This window comes from bacterium (genome assembly GCA_020444065.1).
Lineage (GTDB): Bacteria > Sumerlaeota > Sumerlaeia > SLMS01 > JAHLLQ01 > JAHLLQ01.
In genome coordinates this window covers 612,156-631,893 of record JAHLLQ010000002.1, presented here as the reverse complement: position 1 = coordinate 631,893, position 19,738 = coordinate 612,156, and the positions used below count along the sequence as shown (strand labels likewise).

Genomic DNA, 19,738 nt, shown 5'->3' with positions numbered 1-19,738 from the left:
CAAGCAGATGCCGAAAGCCAGGGGTCTGCAAGGAGAAGTGAGGACGATCGCCGATGTGTCGTTGTTCGATGATGGAAGAACTATGGAGGTCCGGGCTCGCCTCCCTTCGGTCGCTCGGGCCATTCAACTGGACCTCCTCCGGAGGTCAAATGCGAACGCAAAACAAGCAGATGCCGAAAGCCGGGGATCTGCAAGGAGACGTGAAGGCGAATGGCGCAGTGTTCAGAGCGATCTTGGAGCAGGAGGTCTTTCCAGGGCAAAGGAGCGCCTTCGTGCTCGTGCTCGTAGTCGTTGTTCACAGATCAGTAGAATCGATTACGATTGGCGAGCACCGCTTCGCTGAGCACGGCAGGGGATCCCTAAGAGAGCCCCGGCGGTGGGTCGGACAAACAAGACCGGGCGACTTCGCATTGGAAGTCGCCCGGTTCGTTGTTCGTCTTGTCGTGACGATCAGCTTTCTTTGATCGCACTCGCGAGTTTCTCGATCACTTCCTTCGCGTCGCCGAACACCATGTTGCAGTTGTCGGAGTAGTACAGTTCGTTTTCGACGCCGGCGTATCCGGGCTTCATCGAGCGCTTGATGCAGTAGACCAGGCGCGAACGGTACGCATCGAGGATCGGCATGCCGTAGATCGGGCTGCTCTTGTCGGTCTTGGCCGCGGGGTTCACGACGTCGTTAGCGCCGATCACAAGCGCCACGTCGCAGTCCTGGAACTCGCCGTTGATCTCTTCGAGCTCGAACACGATGTCGTAGGGGACATCAGCTTCGGCCAGAAGAACGTTCATGTGGCCGGGCATACGACCGGCAACCGGGTGAATGGCGAATTTGACTTCGACGTGCCGGTCGATCATCAGGTCGGTCAGTTCGCGCACGGCGTGCTGCGCCTGGGCGACGGCCATGCCGTAGCCGGGGACGATGATGACCTTGGAGGCGTTGCTCATCATGAATGCAGCGTCTTCGACGCCGGCGGCGGTGAAGGTCTTGCCTTCCATGCCGGGGCCTGCCGCGGCGGTTTCATCGCCACCGAAGCCACCGAGGATGACGCTGATGAAGCCGCGGTTCATGGCCTTGCACATGATGTAGGACAGAATCGCGCCGGACGAACCGACGAGAGCGCCGGTCACGATCAGGAGGTTGTTTTCGAGCGTGAAGCCCGTCGCAGCAGCCGCCCAACCTGAGTACGAGTTGAGCATCGACACGACGACCGGCATGTCGGCGCCGCCGATCGGGATAATCAGCGTGATGCCGAGGATCAGCGCGAGGGCCGTCACGACAATCAGCATCATCAGGGCCTGCGTGTTCATTCCGGCCTCGCCGCCAAGGGCGTTGATCGCCTGAGTACCAACGTCGCCGGAGGTCTTCGCCATCATGGTGAAGGCAACACCAAAGCCGACCATGACGAGGAAGATGGCAAGGTTCACGAAGTGCTGGCCGGTGAAGACGATCGGCGCGGACTTCATTTTGCCGCTCAACTTGCCGAAGGCGATGACGGAGCCAGTGAAGGTGATCGCGCCAATGAAGACGCCGACCCAGATTTCGATGGTGGAGACGGCAGAGATCGCATCGCCAGCGTTGGCGTGCATCATGTAGGTGCCGATTCCGACGAAGACGGCCGCGATACCGACGAAGCTGTGCAGCGCGGCAACCAGTTCGGGCATGGAGGTCATCTTGATCTTCAGCGCCAGGGGCACGCCGATGATGGCACCGATGGCAAGGCCCGGAAGAATCCAGACCATGTTGCTCATCGCGATGTCATGATGCAGCAGCGTGATGCCGACGGCCAGGATCATACCCACCATGGCCATGGTATTGCCACGGCGCGCCGTGGCGGGTGAAGAGAGGCCCTTCAATCCGAAGATGAAGAAGACCGATGCAATCAGGTAAACAAGGTAGAAGATATTGGGATTCTCAATCATAACGGCATCACCTTAGCGCTTTTTGTACATGGAGAGCATTCGCTGGGTGACGACGAACCCACCGAAGACGTTGATCGAGGCGACCACGAGACCAATGAAGGCAATGATCTTCGCCTCGGATGGCGAGTGTACGGAGCCGAGAACGTGAATGCACCCGACCAGGATAATCGCCGAAATCGCGTTTGTAACGGCCATGAGCGGCGTGTGCAGAGCCGGCGTCACGTTCCAGATCACGTGATAACCGACGAAGCACGCCAGCACGAAGATGAAGAGGCCAACCATAAATGGGGACGCAGCAGCTCCCCCGGCGGCACCAAGCAATAAAGCAGGCATGAGTAACTTGCTCCTTTCAATTCAGCGCGGATCTCGCGTTCAGGATTCTTGCTTCGGCCAACGGCGCTTGCCGTCGTAGCACACCATCGCGGCATCGACGATTTCGTCTTCGAAATCGACGGTCAACGTGGTCTTGTCCTCTTCCTTCTTGAGGAAGAGTTCCAATGTGCTGACCAAGTTGCGGGCGAAGAAGAGGCTCGAGTGGTTCGGCACCATCGACGGCAGGTTCGTGTGGCCGATGAGGGTGACGCCGTGCTTCACGACGACCTTGTCGGCTTCGCTGAGCGGGCAGTTGCCGCCGCGGGCCGCCGCCATGTCGACGATCACAGAGCCTTCCTTCATGTTCTTCACGGCTTCTTCGGTGACCAGTTCCGGAGCGGGCCGGCCGGGAATCAGCGCGGTGGTAATGACGATGTCGGCGCGAGCCAGTTCGCGGGTGAGCGCGTCCTTCTGCTTCTGCTTCGACTCTTCCGACAGTTCCTTGGCGTAGCCGCCCGAGCCGGACCCGGACTCGTCGATGCCAAGCTCGAGGAACTTCGCGCCGAGTGACAGGATCTGCTCCTTCACTTCGGGGCGAACATCGAAAGCCTCGACCTGCGCGCCGAGACGACGCGCGGTGGCAATGGCCTGCAGACCGGCCACGCCGACGCCGAGGATCATGCACTTGCTGGGCGGCACCGAACCGGCGGCCGTCATCAGCATCGGGAACATTTTGGTGTAGTGATGGGCTGCTTCGAGGACGGCCTTGTAGCCGCCCACGTTGGCCTGCGACGAAAGCACGTCCATGACCTGGGCACGGGTGATGCGCGGGACGAGTTCCATGCCGAAGCAGTTGACCTTGGCCGCGGCCAGCTTGTCCATGATGTCCGGGCCATCGCCAAACGGATCGATCATGGTGATCAGCAGGGTGCCTTCTTTAAGAAGAGAGAGCTCTTCTTCCAGGGGGCACTGGACCTTGAGCACGATGTCAGCCGCAGCGGCTTCCTCGCGAGATACAACTTTGGCACCGGCGGCCTCGTACAACGGATCGGAGATGCTGCAGTGATCGCCTGCACCAGTCTCGACGAGGACTTCGACGCCTTTGGGGAGGAGTTTCTTGATCGAATCCGGGGTCGCCGCGACTCGATTTTCCCCTTCTCGGATTTCTTTGAGTACTCCGACTTTCATGGTTTTACATTCCCCTCGTTGGGATGAGGTTTAACACTTCTTCGCAGCCAAGCACTGCGATGAAGCGAGAGTTTCCGGACCTACGGGTTTTCCTCCGACACCTCCTCTTTGGAAATCCATCGAACTCGGACGATCAATTCCGTCCGGTCCGTTACAACGGACGCGGCTGCGCGGCGAACGCCGGGGATCCAGAGCACCCCCCGATCGTCGGCCAGGCCGGCCACGCGCCGACGCATGTCGGCGGGAATTCGGCCTTCCTGCAGGACGTCGCCCGCATCCTTCTTCTGCCCCCCGGAAATAGAGAGGGGCTCCTTCGGATCGATGGACCGAAGGATCAGGTCTTTCTTCAAGCTGCGTGTATCGAAAACGGCTGTGCGCTGCTCCGTGAACTCGGGCGCGCTCCAATCGACGGTGAATTCCAAGGCGGGAAGGATATCAATTTCGAGGCGACCGGCCTCCGCGGGGAGGGGCACCTCATAGTGGCCAACGGTTGCCCGCTGGCTGGAGTTCAGAACGGCAATCGGCGGCGGAGGATCGGGAAGCAGGATCATACGCTGCATCTCCCGATAGTGCGCCGCCAGCAATTCCGCCGGGGGGTCGGACTCGCGATACAGGAGGACTTCATGATTACTGACCATCGCCGCGAAGCCGCGGACCGGACCGAAATGGGCCGCCTCGCCCTCGGAGAGCCTCAGGCGGCGGACGAGATCCTTGGTGAGGGCATGCGGTGGAGGCAAGACGATCCCCGGCCGATTCGTAGAAAAAATATCCTCTTTGTCCGAGTTTCTCCCATCCAGCCTGGCCCAGGCACGCCGGATCACCAGCGACGCCATCGCCGGCTTGAGCCGCCGCAGACAGGCCGCATCGAGCAAGATCGAACCTTCCAGGCGGGATCGGACGGCTGCTGCCAGGCGCTCGGCCACGGTTTCGTCCAGAAGTTCCGATTCCTCGGCGCAGAGGCACGCCGAACGGGCCAGGACCTCCGTTGCGCCGGATTCGATGTCCTGGAGCAGCGGCATGACTTCCATCCGGAGTCGGTTGCGGCGGAACTTCGGGTCGCGATTGCTGCTGTCCTCGCGCCAATCCTGTCCGCGCTCGCGGAGTTCGGCCTCAATGTCGGCACGCGAGAGCGAAAGGAGTGGCCGAATCAGCCAGATCCCGTCGTCCTCAAGGAAGCGAGCCTCGCGCAGCGAGCCCAGCCCGGTTGGGCCGGAGCCACGCAGGGCCATCAGGAGGAAGGATTCCGCCAGGTCGCCGGCATGATGCCCGAGTGCAATGGCATCGGCCCCGAGGGCAGCCGCCTGGGCCCGCAGAAGGGAGAGGCGGGCCTCGCGCAGCCGGCCCTCCAGGGAATCGCCTTCCGACTCGACACCGGAAATCTGGTCGGGGTGAATATCCAGCACGGCACAGGGAACGCCCAGTTCGCCGGCCAGCAGACGCACGAACTCCGCGTCAGCGTCGGCCTCGGCTCCGCGCTGGTGATGATGAACGTGAACGGCATGGACCTGCCAACCCTGCTCGGCGGCAGCCTCCATGAGGTTCAGCAGCAGGTATACGGAGTCTGGTCCGCCGGAGATACCGGCCACGACAAGACTCTCGGGCGTTAGAACAGATTTCCAGGTTTCCACGCCTTGCTGGGGACCTTTCATCCAGGGTCCGCCCCGGGGAATCGGAGCCGACAGCCCCGGAACGCCCCAAGTGAGACCGCATGGGTCCGGCCGGATGCAACTCAAATCGGAGAAATGTTATCTAATCTATCCGCTTTGTGGCATACCTGCCCCACTTTGCTGACACAAACCGTTGTCGATTCTGGTTTTGTACGGTCCAAACGACCTTTTCCCGTGACGCCCCCTGAAAGACGTAACGAACCTGTGACCGGGATTGCATGATGGCTACTACTGACCTGGAGATAGGAATGATCCGCGTTGAATGCCCGCTGAAGGACTGTGCTTACTACCATCAGGCCACTGGGAAGTTCGCCAAGCCGGAGGAGTGCGACTGCTCGCACCCCGACAAGGCAATGTATCTGGAGGCGAAGAAGTGCCCCCTTTACAAGAAGGACTGGTCGAGTCTGAACACAGCCTCCCTGGCAGCGCGTTTCTCCCGCGATCGGTTCAGCAGGAAGTAGCCGCAGGCTGCATCGGCATATATCAGAATCTCTCTCTATAAGCCAAGCGAGTCGGCAAGGGCGTCCTGGAAGTCGTTTTCATGGACCAGCAGGAGCTTGCATCCGCTCTTGCGCAGTTCCACGGCCTTCTCGACCTTCCGTCCATAGCAGGCGTATGCCCAGCAGGGGTTTCCATCTGCGCCGATAACAAGGTAATCCAGCTTCCCTGAGACGTTCCTGACGGGCCTGCCGCCCGCATCTGAAACGATCCGCTCGAATTCATCGCGAGTATATCGAGACGAAGCCCCAGTGAAGCAAACGACCGAGTTGGGAATTGTGATTTCCGGGCAAAATGCGCAAACGCCTTGCACGGTGATCATCGATCTATCGATGTCCAGAGTCTTCTTCCCTTGAGTTTCCGTGAATTCGGAGAAAAAGGACAGCAGTGCTTCGTGCTCTCTCTCGTCTATTTTGCCATCATCGAGGACGGCGGCGACGAGGCCTTCGATTTCATCGTATGGCCAACAGGAACGCAGATAATCGTGCTCCTCCAACCAAGAGGACAACCCCTCCAGCTCTTCCTTGGTAATGATCCCATCCGCAGCGATCGAGCTTACCAGAGCATGCAGCCGCTGAATGTCGGCTGTCCCCAGATCAAAATACTCCGTCGATCGAAGATTCTCGCAAAGCCAAATGATGTCGTAGCGTTCCTCCTCGGTGAGGACCCTGTCTGCAACAGCTTCCGCAACCACAGGCAGAAGCTCATTAAAGGGATGCCGATCTTGATACTGCCTATGATCGTGGACCCATTGGATGAGGTAGTCGATTTCCTGGTCGGAGACTGCACCATCGATAGAAACGCCTTCGACAAGGCCCAAAAGTGAATTGATCGACTTGTCGAGCATCGAGCGTGAGCAGAATCGGTAGTAGGGCAGTTGGTCCGGGTGCATCAGTTCCTCATTTCCCGCCAGTTCTTGAGTACCGGGCATGATCCATAAGCAATAGACAACAGTTTGATGCTGATCCGCATGACGCATGCGTCTCAATCAAAATGTCATGAGAGTCGCACAAGCTGCGGAATATGACGAGATCGTGAACCCGTGCTATATCGCGCGCCTGATGGCTGAAATGACGTGCAGCTTCACGTGAAGCCTCGTACAACGACATCGTTAACGCTATGTGTGTAAAATGCGCATAGATCAGCGCCATTGACTCAACAGTGGCCGCGTTCGCACCGAGACTTCTCGCGGCCGTCCTGGGGGATCTACTCACATGACTTGCAGTGTTCGTCGCCGGCTCGTTTCGGCGCTAGCCTTCCTGTGCGCATTGCTGCTGACCAGTTCATCCTCGGCCGTTCCGGGGGAGTTAGTACAGACGGGTAAGTTCAGCAATGCAGAGATGTACTTTCATTCGATCGATGGATCGGGGAATCTGATCTTCAGCTCGGGGCCAAGTTCCGTCTGGGGCGGGACGGGAATCACTGCAAACGCCAATACTGAAGGGACTTTTTACGCGACGCTGGACGAGGCGCCGTCCTCGCCAAACTCGACATTCAGCAACGTCTCCAGGAATGGAACGCTCGGCGTGGCTACGTCATTGCCTTCCGGAAACGTCGACTTCCTGCGAATCAACCCGGCCAGCGGCGTCATGTCGCAGGCGGGAACAGTGGCTGTCTCAACGGTTCCCAGCTACTGGCAGGAATTGAAGGTCGATCCGCTCGGACGGTTTGCGTTCCTGCGAGGCTACATCTCGGGCAGCAAGTTGCAGGGCTACGTGTTTGGTTTGGCGCCGAATGGCGACGGGACGGCGTCGGAATTCGCCTCTTTTCAGAATCGCAATGGTTTCATCGTCGATATCGACATCTCGGTCGACGGTTCGATGCTGGCTCTGCTGCAGCCGGGCCGGAGTTCTGAACTCCAGCTCTATCTCTATTCGATCGATCCGGCGACCTACGAGTTAATCGAGGTCGCGTCGTACACACGGTCGCTGGCGGCATTCTCTGATGGGTCGGTGGCTTTCTCCGACGATGGGAATTACGCATATGTGGCGATCTCGAATGGCGGACTGCTGATGGGATTCGATGCGACACAGACCGGCACGTTGACGCCGATTACGGGCGACATCACGACTGCCGGCGCGGTCCGGGGCGGAGATTTCATGCTCTCCCGCGCCGATACGCTGGCATTCGTCGGCCAATCCCCCGCCGGCGGCACTCCGGTCGGGGTGAACTACCTGACGATCAACTCGGACGGGACCTTGACCTACCGTGGCAGTTTCATGCCGGAATCGGATGAGATGCACCTGGGGGAGGAGAACCTGGATCCGCTGTGCCTGACTGAGGATGGGCTGTACGGCGTCTTCATGATGCGAACCAGCGCCAGCTCCAGCACGGCGGAGAGCCGCCTCTACTCCTTCGACACGTCGATTTCGGGCATCAACACATCTTGGATTACGCGGATTCAGTACTTCCCCGGCGGCTCGTTCACAAAGATGTCGATCCGCCAATCGGCCGTCGGCGATCGAATCATCGCCTTCCCGTCATTCAGCGGACGTGGTTTCGCGAACATCCTGAGCCTGGAGCTCCCAGTCGCTGCGACTCCCACTCCGACTCCAACACCCACCCCGACTGTCACGCCGTCGCCCACCCCGACGATCACGCCGACCCCCACGCCGGCTGTCCTGCCGGGGGACGAAGATGGCGATGGACGAGTGAGCCTCGGCGAGTTGAACGCGACGATTCTGTCATTCCGTGGAGCGGTCGCGGCTCCTGCCAGCGCGGACGCGGACCGCAATGGATCTATCGATATCGCAGAGCTCAACGCGGTGACCCTGGCCTATCGTTCAACGATCCTTTCCGGCCGTTGACCCGGGGGTTCTTGCCCCCTCAGACGCACACATCTCAAAGAATCGCGAAAACGCAGAAAAAGCCTGCCAGATATGGCTTTTAATGCCTTGATCCGAGGCCTCGGCTGGGGCAAAATCAAGACTCTTGTGAGGGCTGAGTTTGGCGCCCTCGCGTGAAAGATTTTGGCAGGCAGCAGTTTTGATCTCGCCCGAATCCCGTTGGTGCGCTGGACACGCGGAAAGCCCGAGGGGTGGCGCTTTCCGGGCCGCCTGATTTGTGTCCAAAGCGCAGATTCTCGTTCCTTGGAGAGACCCCGCTGATGCAGGACGCACGCGAGCAAATCATTCCCATTAACATCGAAGACGAGATGCGCACGTCCTATCTGGACTATGCGATGTCCGTCATCGTCGGCCGTGCCCTTCCCGATGTCCGGGACGGCTTGAAGCCCGTTCACCGGCGCATTCTGTACGCCATGTTTACGGGCGGCTATCGAGCCAACCGCGCCTACAACAAGTCGGCCAAGATCGTCGGCGAAGTGATGGGCAAGTTCCACCCGCACGGCGACTCAGCGATCTACGATACGCTGGTCCGCCTGGCGCAGGACTGGAACATGCGCTATCCGTTGGTGGACGGCCAAGGCAACTTCGGCTCGGTCGACGGCGACCCCGCGGCAGCCATGCGATACACGGAAACGCGCCTCCTGCCGCTGGGCGAATCGCTGCTGGTCGATATCGACAAGAACACCGTCGACTTCATGCCGAACTACGACGGCAAGGAACTGGAGCCAATCGTGCTCCCTTCCTCCGTTCCTAACCTGATGATCAACGGCAGCGCCGGCATCGCCGTCGGTATGGCAACGAACATCCCGCCGCACAATCTGAGTGAAGTGACCGACGCCCTGGTGGCGATGATCGACAAGCCTCAGATCAGCCTCGAGGAGCTGATGCAGTTCATCCCGGGGCCTGACTTCCCGACGGGCGGCTATATCCTGGGCCGAAAGGGCATCAAAGACGCCTACAAGACGGGCCGCGGCAAGGTGTTGATGCGCGCCCGCGTGGCCACGGAGCAGCTTAAGGGCAATCGCGAAGCGATCGTCGTGACCGAACTCCCCTACCAGGTGAATAAGGCACGCCTGATTGTCGATATTGCGAACCTGGTCAAGGACAAGAAGGTCCAGGGCATTACCGAGGTGCGCGACGAATCCGACCGCGACGGTATGCGGATCGTGCTCGAGCTGCGCCGCGGTGAAGAGTCCCAGGTTGTTCTCAATAATCTCTACAAGCACACACAGATGCAGACGTCGTTCGGCGTGATTCTGCTGGCGATCGTCCACAACCAGCCGCGCTACCTGAGCCTGCCGCGCATGCTGTCGCTGTACATCGCGCACCGTCGCGAGGTTCTTCTGCGCGGAACGCGATTCGATTTGAACAAGGCCCAGGAGCGGCTGCACATCGTCGAGGGTCTGCTGATTGCGCTGGCCGATATCGACGAGGTCGTTGCGATCATTCGCAGCAGCCGGGATACGGATAATGCCCGCGAACGCTTGATCGAGCGCTTCCTGCTGTCGAAGCGACAGGCCGATGCGATCCTTGAGATGCGCCTGCGCACGTTGACGGCTCTCGAAGTCGATAAGCTGGAGCAGGAACGCAAGGAGTTGAAGACCCTGATCGAGGAACTGGAATCGATCCTGGCCTCGGAAAAGAAGCAATACCAGGTGATCAAGCGCGATCTCCTGGCGATGAAGAAGAAGTTCGGCGATGCACGCCGCTCGGAGATCATCGACAACCCGGGCGAGATGACGATCGAAGACTTGATCGCCGAGCAGCGGATGGTCATCACCATCAGCCATCAGGGATACATCAAGCGCACGGATACGGCGCTGTACCGTCGCCAGCGTCGCGGCGGCAAGGGTGTGATCGGCGCCGAGACGAAGGACGAGGATTGGGTCGAGCATCTGTTCGTGGGCACGACCCACGACTACCTGATGTTCTTCACAAACAAGGGCATGGCGCACTGGCTGAAGGTCTACGAGTTGCCGCAGGCCGGCCGCGCCAGCAAGGGCCGCCCGGTCGTGAACCTTCTGGAGAATCTCGACAAGGGCGAGAAGATCGAGTCGGTCGTGCCTGTCAGTAAGTTCGAGGAGGATCGCTTCCTCGTCTTCTTCACGAAGATGGGACGTGTGCAGCGCAACTCGTTAGACTTGTACAGCAACCCACGCAAGGTCGGCATCAAGGCGATCAAGATCACCGACGGCGACGAGCTCGTGACGGTGAAGCAGACGACCGGCGAAGAAGAGCTGTTCATCGGGACGCGCAAGGGCATGGCGATTCGCTTCAAGGAAAGCGATGTCCGCGCAGCGGGCCGCTTTACGCAGGGCGTCGCCGGCATTTCGCTGCAGAAGGGCGATGAAGTCGTCGGTGCCGAGGTCGTGCGAAGCGGATCGACAATCCTGACGACGTGCGAGCATGGCTACGGCAAGCGCAGTCAGGTCGAAGACTATCGCCTGATCAAGCGCGGTGGTAAAGGTGTGATCAACATCAAGGTCACGGAACGGAACGGCGAAGTCGTCGGTATCAACGAAGTCGTCGATGAGGACGAGTTGATCATGATGACGGAAGCGGGACAGTCGATTCGCTTCACGGCCAAGGACGTCCGCATCATCGGCCGTGCGACACAGGGCGTGCGCTTCTTCAATGTCAGCGAAGGCAACCGCATCACCGCCGTTTCTCGCGTAGAAAGCGAGAAGTCCGATGAAGAAGATGACGACGAGGCAAACGGCGAAGAGATGATCGGTGAGACCGAAGAGGGCGGCGAGGAGTAAGCGCTCCCCACGATCTCTCAAATCAACAGACAGAACCGCCGGCGAGGGAATCTCCCTTCGCCGGCGGTTTTCTTTTGTCGGAAGCTGGCCGAGCGATCAACTCAGGCGATCTTTGACCAATCCGTTCACTTTCTTGCCATCGAAGGGTTTGCCAGTCTGCTTCAATCGGGCCATCACGGGCCCCATCACTTTTCCCATCTCGTTGGGGGCCGAGGCCCCAGTCTCGGCTATGACGGCATCGATAGCCGCCACGATCTCTGAGTCGGAGAGCTCTTCCGGCAGGTAGGACTGAATGACTTCGAGCTCGCGGGCTTCCTTGTCGGCGAGATCCTGGCGGCCACCGGCAGTGTACTGCTCGATGGAGTCCTTGCGCTGTTTGGCGAGCGTCTGGAGTACGGCCTGGACTTCAGCATCGGTGAGCTTCTTTCCCGCCTCCTCCTTCTCGCGCTTGAGGATCTCGGCGCGAATCATACGCAGGGCGCCCAGGCGCTCCGCGTCCTTGGCCTTCATGGCCGTTTTCATGTCTTCGGTAATCTGTTCTGCGAGTGCCATTGCGAGTCTCCCATTAGGCAAATGTTGCGGTTGGAAGTGCATCAAAAAAGCCGCCCCGGGGCAAGCCCGGGGCGGCGAGAGGTTCAGGTTTTTCTGTACGGTTTATTCGTACAGGTAGGTGGATTCCGTCTCGTTGACCGGACGCGGGAACTGATCGCTGGTCATCTCGATTGCAAAGCGCTTGTCGCCCGGCTCGTTGGCGCGGATTTCGACACGCCATTCAGCCTTGGCCCCAGGATCCAGGGAAGCCAGCGGAGCGAAGTTGACGGTGTTGCCACTGACGTTGCCGGTGGTGGCGCCACTGGTGCTGGTGATCGTCATGCCTTCGACGGAGCCAGTGATCTTGATGCCGGTGCCGACTTCAGAGCCCTGGTTCGTGGCGGTGATGACGTAGGTACTGGACTGGCCAACCTTGACCGGGTCAGTGATGTCGATCACCTCGAGCAGGATAGCCGGGATACCGGCGATCTCGACCGGGACGCTGTCAGCCTGGCGGTCGGCGCAAACGCCGGTGACCACGAAGTTGACGTCGTCGTTGCACTTGGCGTTGCCGGCGATGCGGACGGTGACGTCGCGGCTGGCGCCGGCGGCCAGAGTGCCGAGGTTCCAGGTGACGGTACGGCCGGTTGCCGAGCCGTTGTCGGAGACGTTCACGACGTCGAGGCACGCGGGCAGCGTGGCGACGACTTCGACGTTCTCAACATTGCAGTCGCTCGGGTTCGAGACGCTGGCGATGAAGAAGCCTTCGTTGCCGAGGTACAGCAGCTCGGTTCCACTGGCCTCAAGGGCAAGTGCCGGCTGGCAGACGACCGTGTTGACGACGCTGGACTCGAGGGTCGCAACGTTGTCGGAGGTCACGCGGATCATCGCCTCGTAGGAGCCAGCGCGCTCGGGCTGGACGCTGAAGCTGATGTCGCGGCTGTCGCCGGGCTGCATGTCGCCGAGGTCGGCGCTCAGGCTGGCGGAGCCGTCAACGGTCTTCAGACCGGAGGGCAGGCTGCCCATGACGCGAACGTTCTGGGCGACGCCGGTGCCGCTGTTGGTGACGGTCGCGCGGTAGGTGGCGACGTCGCAAGCGGTCAGCCAGTCGGTGCCGTCGAAGGTGACGGACAGGTCAGGCTGGACGGCCACGGTGCCGAGGCACAGGGTCGGGACCCAGTCGATGCTGGCGCAGGTTGCGCTCTCGCCAGTGGCGGAGGCAGAGCCAGTCACGGTGATGGTGCGGGTCTCTTCCGGAGCCAGCGTGCCGAGATTCCAAACGAGCGTGTCGCCCTGGACCTGTGCGGCAGGGCTGGAAGACGCGAGGCTGAAGTTCTCGGAGATCTGGTCGCGAACCGTCACGTCGGACATGTAGACGCCGCCCGTCAGGTTCGTGATGCGCAGGAAATAGTCGAAGGTCTGGCCGGCCGTGACCTTCTCGGGGAACATCTTCTCAACCAACATGCTGCTGGTGGACTCGACGCCCGTCGGCAGAGCCATGTAGGTGCGACGGTAGCCGTCGGGGACGTCGCCGAGAACGGAGACGTAGGTTCCAGTGGTGGTAACAGTCTTACGGCCCTCAAGTGCAGACACGCGTGCATCCAGGTCGTTAACCTGATAGGTGTACGCGTACTGGTTCTTCGAACAGCCTGTGAAGACCATTGCGCTCAGCGCGAGCGCGGCGATCAAGACGAGCTTCAAACGATCTCTTACTGTCATGCGGTCACTCTCCTCATGAAAATTGTGACGAAATTCGTACGATAAAGCTTTTGTCCTGCTGTACTGCATTTTGAACTGACACCATGCGGGATGCTGAATTACGCAGCTTTAGCATCCCAAATCGATCCGTAATTCCTGTGCGCAACCTCTTGAAATGACGTTTGTCAGGCGCATCCGAAGGGGCAATAGGATTCCGCTTTCGGTATCCCTGTTTGTCCGCTGAGTTTGTTAAATCTGGATAACGGAGGAGCCCCCGGCCGGAAGGCTACTCACGAATATCCCCCATGATTCTCCACCTGCAAGACTGGGACTTTCAGTCCTGTGGCTAATCTGGTTAGCTCTCACCTTGATCGGTGCCGCCCGCATTCTACCTGGCCACGGCTGTCTTCGACAGTCGCCTCGAAAAAGCGAAATGCATGCCCCGAGACAATGGTCTTAGGACACGATTCGGGGAGAGCCCAGCATAAAAGTGTCATAAACTCCATGGTCACATGTAGATGCATGGGTCCTTTAGTGCGGAAATACTGAAACCGACATTGGACTGAACCCGCCTTGACTTCCCGGTCTAGCGCCCATAGAGAAACAATCCCGTGCATGCGTCCCGGAACATCCACGGTTCCGGACCTCAAATCCGATCGCTCCAAGGAGAAATCATGGCGCCGAAGTATATCTTTGTGACGGGAGGCGTGGCTTCCTCGCTGGGCAAGGGAATCGCAGCGGCTGGTCTGGGTACTCTGCTGGGGGCCAGAGGCCTGAAAGTCGCAATGATGAAGGTCGATCCATACCTGAATATCGATCCGGGCACGATGAGCCCTTTCCAGCATGGCGAGGTCTTCGTGACCCAGGACGGCGCCGAGACGGACCTGGATCTGGGGCACTACGAGCGTTTCACGGGGACACCCACAAGCCAGAGCAACAATGTGACGACGGGGCAGATTTATGACTCCGTGATTCGCAAGGAGCGGCGGGGCGATTATCTCGGTGCCACGGTCCAGGTCATTCCGCATATCACCGATGAGATCAAATCGCGCATCTTCAAGTTGGGGCGTGAGTCAAAATGCGACGTCCTGATCGTGGAAATCGGCGGCACGGTGGGCGATATCGAGTCGCAGCCATTCCTGGAAGCAATCCGCCAGATCCCTCACGACATCGGCGCCGCGAACTGTCTGTATCTGCATCTGACACTGCTCCCTTACCTGGGCGCGGCAGGAGAATTGAAAACCAAGCCGACGCAACATAGCGTGAAAGCGCTGCGCGAGATTGGCATTCAGCCGCATGGCTTGATTTGTCGTACGGAAATTCCAATGCAGGAGGAACAGCGCCGGAAGATTGCGCTGTTCTGTAACGTCGAGAACCAGGCCGTTTTTGAGTCCACGACGGTGAAGAGCGTGTACGAAGTGCCGCTGATGCTGCACGAGCAGGCACTCGACAACTGGGTTGTGACGAAGTTGGGACTGGTCACGCACGACGCGAAGATCAGCCGCTGGAGAGAAATGGTCGAGCGCATGCAGACGGCCAAGGACGAAGTCACGGTCGCAGTCGTAGGCAAGTACATCGAATTGCAGGATGCCTACAAATCGATCTACGAAGCGCTGGCGCATGGTGCAACGCACCAGGGTGTGAATCTGAACATCAAGCGTGTCGATTCGGAAATGCTGGAGGCGGGATCTCTGGAGAAAGAGCTGGCCGAAGCCGATGGAATTCTTATTCCCGGCGGTTTTGGTGCGCGCGGCATCGAAGGCAAAATCCAGGCGGCGAATTTCGCGCGATTGAACAATATCCCGTTCTTTGGAATCTGCCTGGGGATGCAGGTGGCATTGATTGCATTCGCGCGCGAAGTCTGTGGGCTGGAAGGCGCGAATTCTTCGGAGTTCAACGATCAATCGCCGCACCCGGTGATCGATCTGATGGCGAGCCAGAAGACGGTACTGGATCTTGGCGGAACGATGCGCCTGGGCAGTTACGAATGTACATTGCAGCCCAATACAAAGGCAGCCGCTCTGTACGGAAAGCCGAAGGTCCACGAACGTCATCGCCATCGCTACGAGGTGAATAACCAGTACCGCGGGACGCTCGAAGAGCACGGCCTGAAGGTCTCGGGCATCTTCGAGGAAACAAACCTGATCGAGATGATCGAACTTCCGGATCACCCGTGGTATCTCGGCTGTCAATTCCACCCGGAATTCCAGTCGCGTCCGCTGGAGCCGCATCCGCTGTTCCGCGAGTTCATCGGCGCCGTGGCGAAGGCGAAGGCGGTCAAGTAGGCTCAGGGTGGGCGCTCCGCGCTGATCACAAACACTTGCGCCAGTTCGGCTGATGCGCTTCCTTTTCGATAGTCTACGAAGGACGAGCGCATCATGCCGGAAGCAGACGTTCTCATCATCGGAAGTGGGGTTGGCGGCTGCACAGCGGCTTTGCGGGCAGCGGACCTGGGACTCAGCGTGATCCTGCTGACCAACTTGGATCAGCCGGATGACGGCTCGAACACGAGCTATGCCCAGGGCGGCATCATCTATCGCGGCGTCGAGGATCAGCCGGAGTTGCTGGAGAAGGACATCCAACTCGCCGGCGTGAATATCTGCGAGCCGGGCGCCGCGCATCAGCTTGCGACACTGGGCCCCAAACTGGTCGAGAGCGTTCTGATCGAACGCTGCGGCGTGCCGTTCGATCGGCATGAAGATGGGTCGCTGGATCTGACGGAAGAGGGCGCTCACTCCGTCCCGCGAATCGTTCACGTGGGTGACCATACGGGCAAAGCGATCGCCGTTCATCTCGTCGCGGAAGTCAAGAAGAACCCGAGCATTCAGATGATCAACCACGTGACGGCGTTGGATTTGATCATGGCGGGTTATCACACGGCCGATCCGATTGCGATCTATGGACCGCCTCGATGTCTGGGCGCGTACGTTCTGCATCACGGAACGGGCGAGGTAGAACCGTACATCGCGCGCGAGACGATTCTGGCGACGGGCGGGTTGGGTCAGATATATCTCCACACGACGAATCCTGCTTTGGCTCGCGGAGATGGATTGGCGATGGCTTATCGCGCCGGAGCCCGCGTGATCAATCTGGAGTACATTCAGTTCCATCCCACAGCCTTCTATCATCGCGTCGCGCCACGGTTCCTCCTGAGCGAATCGATGCGTGGCGAAGGCGCGCGACTGGTAACAAGCAGCGGCGAGCAGTTCATGGCGAAGTATCATGAACTCGGCCCGCTGGCGCCGCGAGATGTGGTTGCACGCGCCATCCACGAAGAGATGCTGCGCACGGGCGAGACGTGCATGTATCTGGACATCAGCCACAAGGACTCGGACTGGGTGCGTGGGCGTTTCCCGATGATCTATGAAACCATGATGAAATGGGGCATCGATATCACGAAGCAGCCGGCGCCGATCGTGCCTGCCGCGCATTACTCGTGCGGCGGCGTTGCGGTGGATCTCCATGCTCGTACTAATGTGCAGGGCCTTCGTGCTGTCGGCGAGGTGGCATGCACGGGATTGCATGGTGCGAATCGACTGGCTAGCACATCGCTGCTCGAAGGTCTGGTGTGGGGCGTTCAGGCCGCGGAGAGTATTGCGGAAACGTTGAAGCACGTGCCCATCGCGAATGCGAATCATGTCGAACCCTGGCACCTCGAGAAGGAAGAAGGCGACCCGGCACTGATTCAGCAGGACTGGATGACCATCAAGCAGACGATGTGGAACTACGTTGGCCTGGTCCGTTCGCGTCGGCGCATGAACCGCGCGCTGCGGATTCTGCGTGGTCTGCAGTTCGACGTGGAAAGTTTCTACAGACGGGCGGCTCTGACGGATCAACTAATCGGTCTGCGTAACGGTGCGCAGACGGCGCTGGCTGTAATCCATGCGGCACTGCGCAATCGCGTCAGCCGCGGGGCGCACTATCGAGTGGATTGAGCGACTTATTGAACGTACGGGGGGCGGCCATCGAATAGGAAGAGCTGCGGCGGGTCGACACCTTCCGGCCACGTGGCCAGCGGCTCGCGATTCGCGCGGAACCACCACTCGGTGTTGCTCCAGAATCCCTTTCGATTCTGCATCAGGTGATAATCGTACGGTGGATCGCCATCGAAAACGATATCCTGGCGAAGTCTCCGTCCCCACTTTTGCTGGAGCAGCAAGACGTCGGTGTGGAGCGCTAGTGTTCTGATCCGTGCGTCAGGCGAGCAGAACTCGTCGAGGTCTTCGAGTACATCGTTCGTCAGGCTCTCTCCCCAGTACGTGACTTCGAATGGGAAGTCCTCGCCCTTCGGAGCAATAATGCGCGTCGGCAGATTGTAATAGCCCAGCCCACGCGTCAGCCCAGGGGCGCCCGTCAGAACAACAAGCAATGCCAGCACGCCGGCCATACGCCAATCGCATGGTCTGGTTTCTGTTCGCTGTACAACTGGCCCGAGTCGGCCAATCAGCAATGCCATCGGGAGAAACGCCGGGAAGAAGAGGCGAATGCCGTCGTACTTCGGCGAGGAGGGCAACATGTTCGCCGCGATCGGTCCGGCGACTAGCAACAACAGGAGCACATCGATTGGGTCGATGGCGTCGCGCTTCTTCCAGAGGCGCACGCACGCCGCACCGATTCCTGTCAGAGCAAGAAGACTGAACGCGACGGGACTGGCGACGGCTGTCATGATGATCGGGTAGTGCCATGGAACACGCGGTGCAACGTCGACTGGGAAGTTCCACTTTCGTCCGAGGTACCAGACGCCCTGGTGACTGTGCTCGGAAATGAATCGCCAATACTCCGCGATTCGAGCGCCGGTGTCGTGCCACATCCATGGCCAGAGCAGGAACGCCACGATTGGCGCAGCGACGACGATTAGTCCGGCGGTGATGAGGTGACTGAGCGCGCGCTTCGTTTCATCTACATCGCCGGTGCGTGATGCCAGGTAGTGAAAGACTCCGCGAAGCCCAAGCCACATCAGCAACGCGACAATCAGAATGAGGCCGTTGACTTTTGTGGCAATCGCCACGCCGGCGAGGAGTGCAAGTGCCGCTTTCCGTCCCCACTTGTGAACATCGCCGTCAGCCGCGAAGATCGCGAGCATTGTAACAAACGCAAACACGGTCTCGGTCGCCGCGAAGTGCGCGTGCCCGAACAGCCGCGGATGAAACGCGTAGGAAAGCGAGGCAAGCAGCGCCCACGGAATCGTAGTTCTTCGGCGAATGACGATGTAGATCAGCGCAACAGTCGCACCGAAGAGAAGTGCAGGGACAATGCGAACCATCTCGAGCGGATGGCCGCCACTGCCCATTGCGGCGAATGGAGCCATCAGCCATTTAGTGACTGGAGGAAGTTCGTGAATCGTCTCCCACCCCACCAACACCCCGCCATGGGAGAGCGCAGTGAGAGGATTGCGGAAAAACGTGCGCACCCAGGCCCAGACATCCTGATATGTCGGATAGTAGTAGGCCTCGTCCCAGCACATGCCGAACCAGCGCTCCGTTGCCAGAACGCCGATCGCGGCAATCAGCCCGAGGGCGGCGGGGATTGCCGCTTCGCGTCTTCCAATTCGGCTTTCGAGTTCTTGCGCCACTGGACGATGCGCTCCGTGCGGTAGGGCTTCAGATCGACCGGAATGCGGCCGAGCACAATGATGTCCGTCAATGTGTGCTGAAGTGCAATCGCGGAAAACGTCACGCCTTGTCGGCGGACTTCCCGCGCGGTCTCGGCGAACGTCGGATCATGTACGTCGCTGGGGCGAATCGCCTTTGCAGGAAACTGAACGACGAACAGGACGTGCGCGCGGCTCTTCGGCCCAGCGCTTTCAGCCAAGGCGCGCAGGTGATGGCTGGCGCGCTCGGAAACCGTGTCGGGAAAGTAGCCCCGGCCGTCTGGATACACAACGTGGCAGTTCTTGACCTCGACGAGGGTCTCGCGGCTTCCGCGCTTCATCCAGAAGTCGATTCGGCGATTGCCGGCGTACTTCTGTTCGGGTTTCAGCTCATCCCAAGAAGCCAACCATGGCAATTGCCGACCGAGCAACAACCGGTGCACGAGTTTGTTCGGGAGAGCCGTGTTCGAGCCACATATCTCTCCATTCACCTCGGTCAGTTCCCAGGTGAACTTCAGCTTCCGATTCGGATTGTCGGCGGGACTGATCCAGACGCGCAGGCCCGGCTTTGTGAGGCCTTCCATCGTTCCGGTGTTCACGCAATGGGCGGTCACGACACGGCCGTCTGTCAGTTCGACGTCGGCAAAGAAGCGCTTGTATCGACGCAGAAGACGACCCTCGAGGAGGTCCAGGTTTCGCGGAATGACAATCGGGAAAGACATAGGCAGG

Annotated in this window: 14 protein-coding genes; 5 read left to right on the top strand and 9 right to left on the bottom strand. The window is 59.6% G+C overall.

Annotation, left to right across the window (positions count from 1 at the left end):
* Positions 1 to 450: 450 nt before the first annotated feature.
* The 4 genes from KQI84_07010 to tilS all read right to left on the bottom strand — a co-directional run bounded on the left by KQI84_07010 (position 451) and on the right by tilS (position 5,066).
* Positions 451 to 1,917: an NAD(P)(+) transhydrogenase (Re/Si-specific) subunit beta gene (locus tag KQI84_07010; GenBank protein ID MCB2154620.1), complete on the bottom strand. Its 1,467-nt coding sequence runs from the start codon at positions 1,915 to 1,917 to the stop codon at positions 451 to 453.
* A gap of 12 nt (positions 1,918 to 1,929) precedes the next feature.
* Positions 1,930 to 2,250: an NAD(P) transhydrogenase subunit alpha gene (locus tag KQI84_07005; protein MCB2154619.1), complete on the bottom strand. Its 321-nt coding sequence runs from the start codon at positions 2,248 to 2,250 to the stop codon at positions 1,930 to 1,932.
* 39 nt (positions 2,251 to 2,289) lie between these two features.
* Positions 2,290 to 3,417, bottom strand: coding sequence for a Re/Si-specific NAD(P)(+) transhydrogenase subunit alpha (locus tag KQI84_07000; protein MCB2154618.1), 1,128 nt, complete (start codon positions 3,415 to 3,417; stop codon positions 2,290 to 2,292).
* A gap of 80 nt (positions 3,418 to 3,497) precedes the next feature.
* Entirely contained in the window at positions 3,498 to 5,066 is a 1,569-nt protein-coding gene (tilS, locus tag KQI84_06995; protein MCB2154617.1) for a tRNA lysidine(34) synthetase TilS, read from the bottom strand.
* A 266-nt stretch (positions 5,067 to 5,332) separates the two neighbouring features.
* Here tilS and KQI84_06990 point away from each other — a divergent pair, with 266 nt between their 5' ends.
* Positions 5,333 to 5,545, top strand: a complete 213-nt coding sequence (locus tag KQI84_06990; protein ID MCB2154616.1) for a hypothetical protein — start codon at positions 5,333 to 5,335, stop codon at positions 5,543 to 5,545.
* Positions 5,546 to 5,580: 35 nt separating this feature from the next.
* On the opposite strand, the gene KQI84_06985 is transcribed toward KQI84_06990, so the two are convergent.
* Positions 5,581 to 6,474: a BRCT domain-containing protein gene (locus tag KQI84_06985; GenBank protein MCB2154615.1), complete on the bottom strand. Its 894-nt coding sequence runs from the start codon at positions 6,472 to 6,474 to the stop codon at positions 5,581 to 5,583.
* A gap of 322 nt (positions 6,475 to 6,796) precedes the next feature.
* On the opposite strand from KQI84_06985, the gene KQI84_06980 reads away from it, so the two are divergent.
* Positions 6,797 to 8,389: a hypothetical protein gene (locus KQI84_06980; protein ID MCB2154614.1), complete on the top strand. Its 1,593-nt coding sequence runs from the start codon at positions 6,797 to 6,799 to the stop codon at positions 8,387 to 8,389.
* Positions 8,390 to 8,688: 299 nt separating this feature from the next.
* On the top strand, positions 8,689 to 11,190 hold the full coding sequence (gene gyrA, locus KQI84_06975; protein MCB2154613.1) for a DNA gyrase subunit A: 2,502 nt from the start codon (positions 8,689 to 8,691) through the stop codon (positions 11,188 to 11,190).
* A gap of 96 nt (positions 11,191 to 11,286) precedes the next feature.
* Here the strand turns inward: gyrA and KQI84_06970 are convergent, their stop codons facing one another.
* Together KQI84_06970 and KQI84_06965 are read right to left on the bottom strand one after the other, a co-directional pair.
* The gene (locus KQI84_06970) at positions 11,287 to 11,742 is read right to left on the bottom strand and encodes a GatB/YqeY domain-containing protein (protein MCB2154612.1); all 456 of its coding nucleotides are present in this window, start codon (positions 11,740 to 11,742) and stop codon (positions 11,287 to 11,289) included.
* A 102-nt stretch (positions 11,743 to 11,844) separates the two neighbouring features.
* Positions 11,845 to 13,440, bottom strand: a complete 1,596-nt coding sequence (locus KQI84_06965; protein ID MCB2154611.1) for a DUF11 domain-containing protein — start codon at positions 13,438 to 13,440, stop codon at positions 11,845 to 11,847.
* 653 nt (positions 13,441 to 14,093) lie between these two features.
* Here KQI84_06965 and KQI84_06960 point away from each other — a divergent pair.
* Positions 14,094 to 15,704, top strand: coding sequence for a CTP synthase (locus KQI84_06960; GenBank protein ID MCB2154610.1), 1,611 nt, complete (start codon positions 14,094 to 14,096; stop codon positions 15,702 to 15,704).
* Positions 15,705 to 15,797: 93 nt separating this feature from the next.
* A complete protein-coding gene (gene nadB / locus KQI84_06955; protein ID MCB2154609.1) occupies positions 15,798 to 17,354 on the top strand; it encodes an L-aspartate oxidase in 1,557 nt (518 codons plus the stop codon).
* 5 nt (positions 17,355 to 17,359) lie between these two features.
* Here the strand turns inward: nadB and KQI84_06950 are convergent, their stop codons facing one another.
* Together KQI84_06950 and sfsA are read right to left on the bottom strand one after the other, a co-directional pair.
* Positions 17,360 to 18,991 carry a glycosyltransferase family 39 protein gene (locus KQI84_06950; GenBank protein MCB2154608.1) on the bottom strand — a complete coding sequence of 544 codons (1,632 nt, stop codon included), beginning with the start codon at positions 18,989 to 18,991 and terminating at the stop codon, positions 17,360 to 17,362.
* Positions 18,925 to 19,731: a DNA/RNA nuclease SfsA gene (sfsA, locus tag KQI84_06945; GenBank protein MCB2154607.1), complete on the bottom strand. Its 807-nt coding sequence runs from the start codon at positions 19,729 to 19,731 to the stop codon at positions 18,925 to 18,927. The genes KQI84_06950 and sfsA overlap by 67 nt, the downstream gene beginning before the upstream one ends.
* Positions 19,732 to 19,738 lie beyond the last annotated feature (7 nt).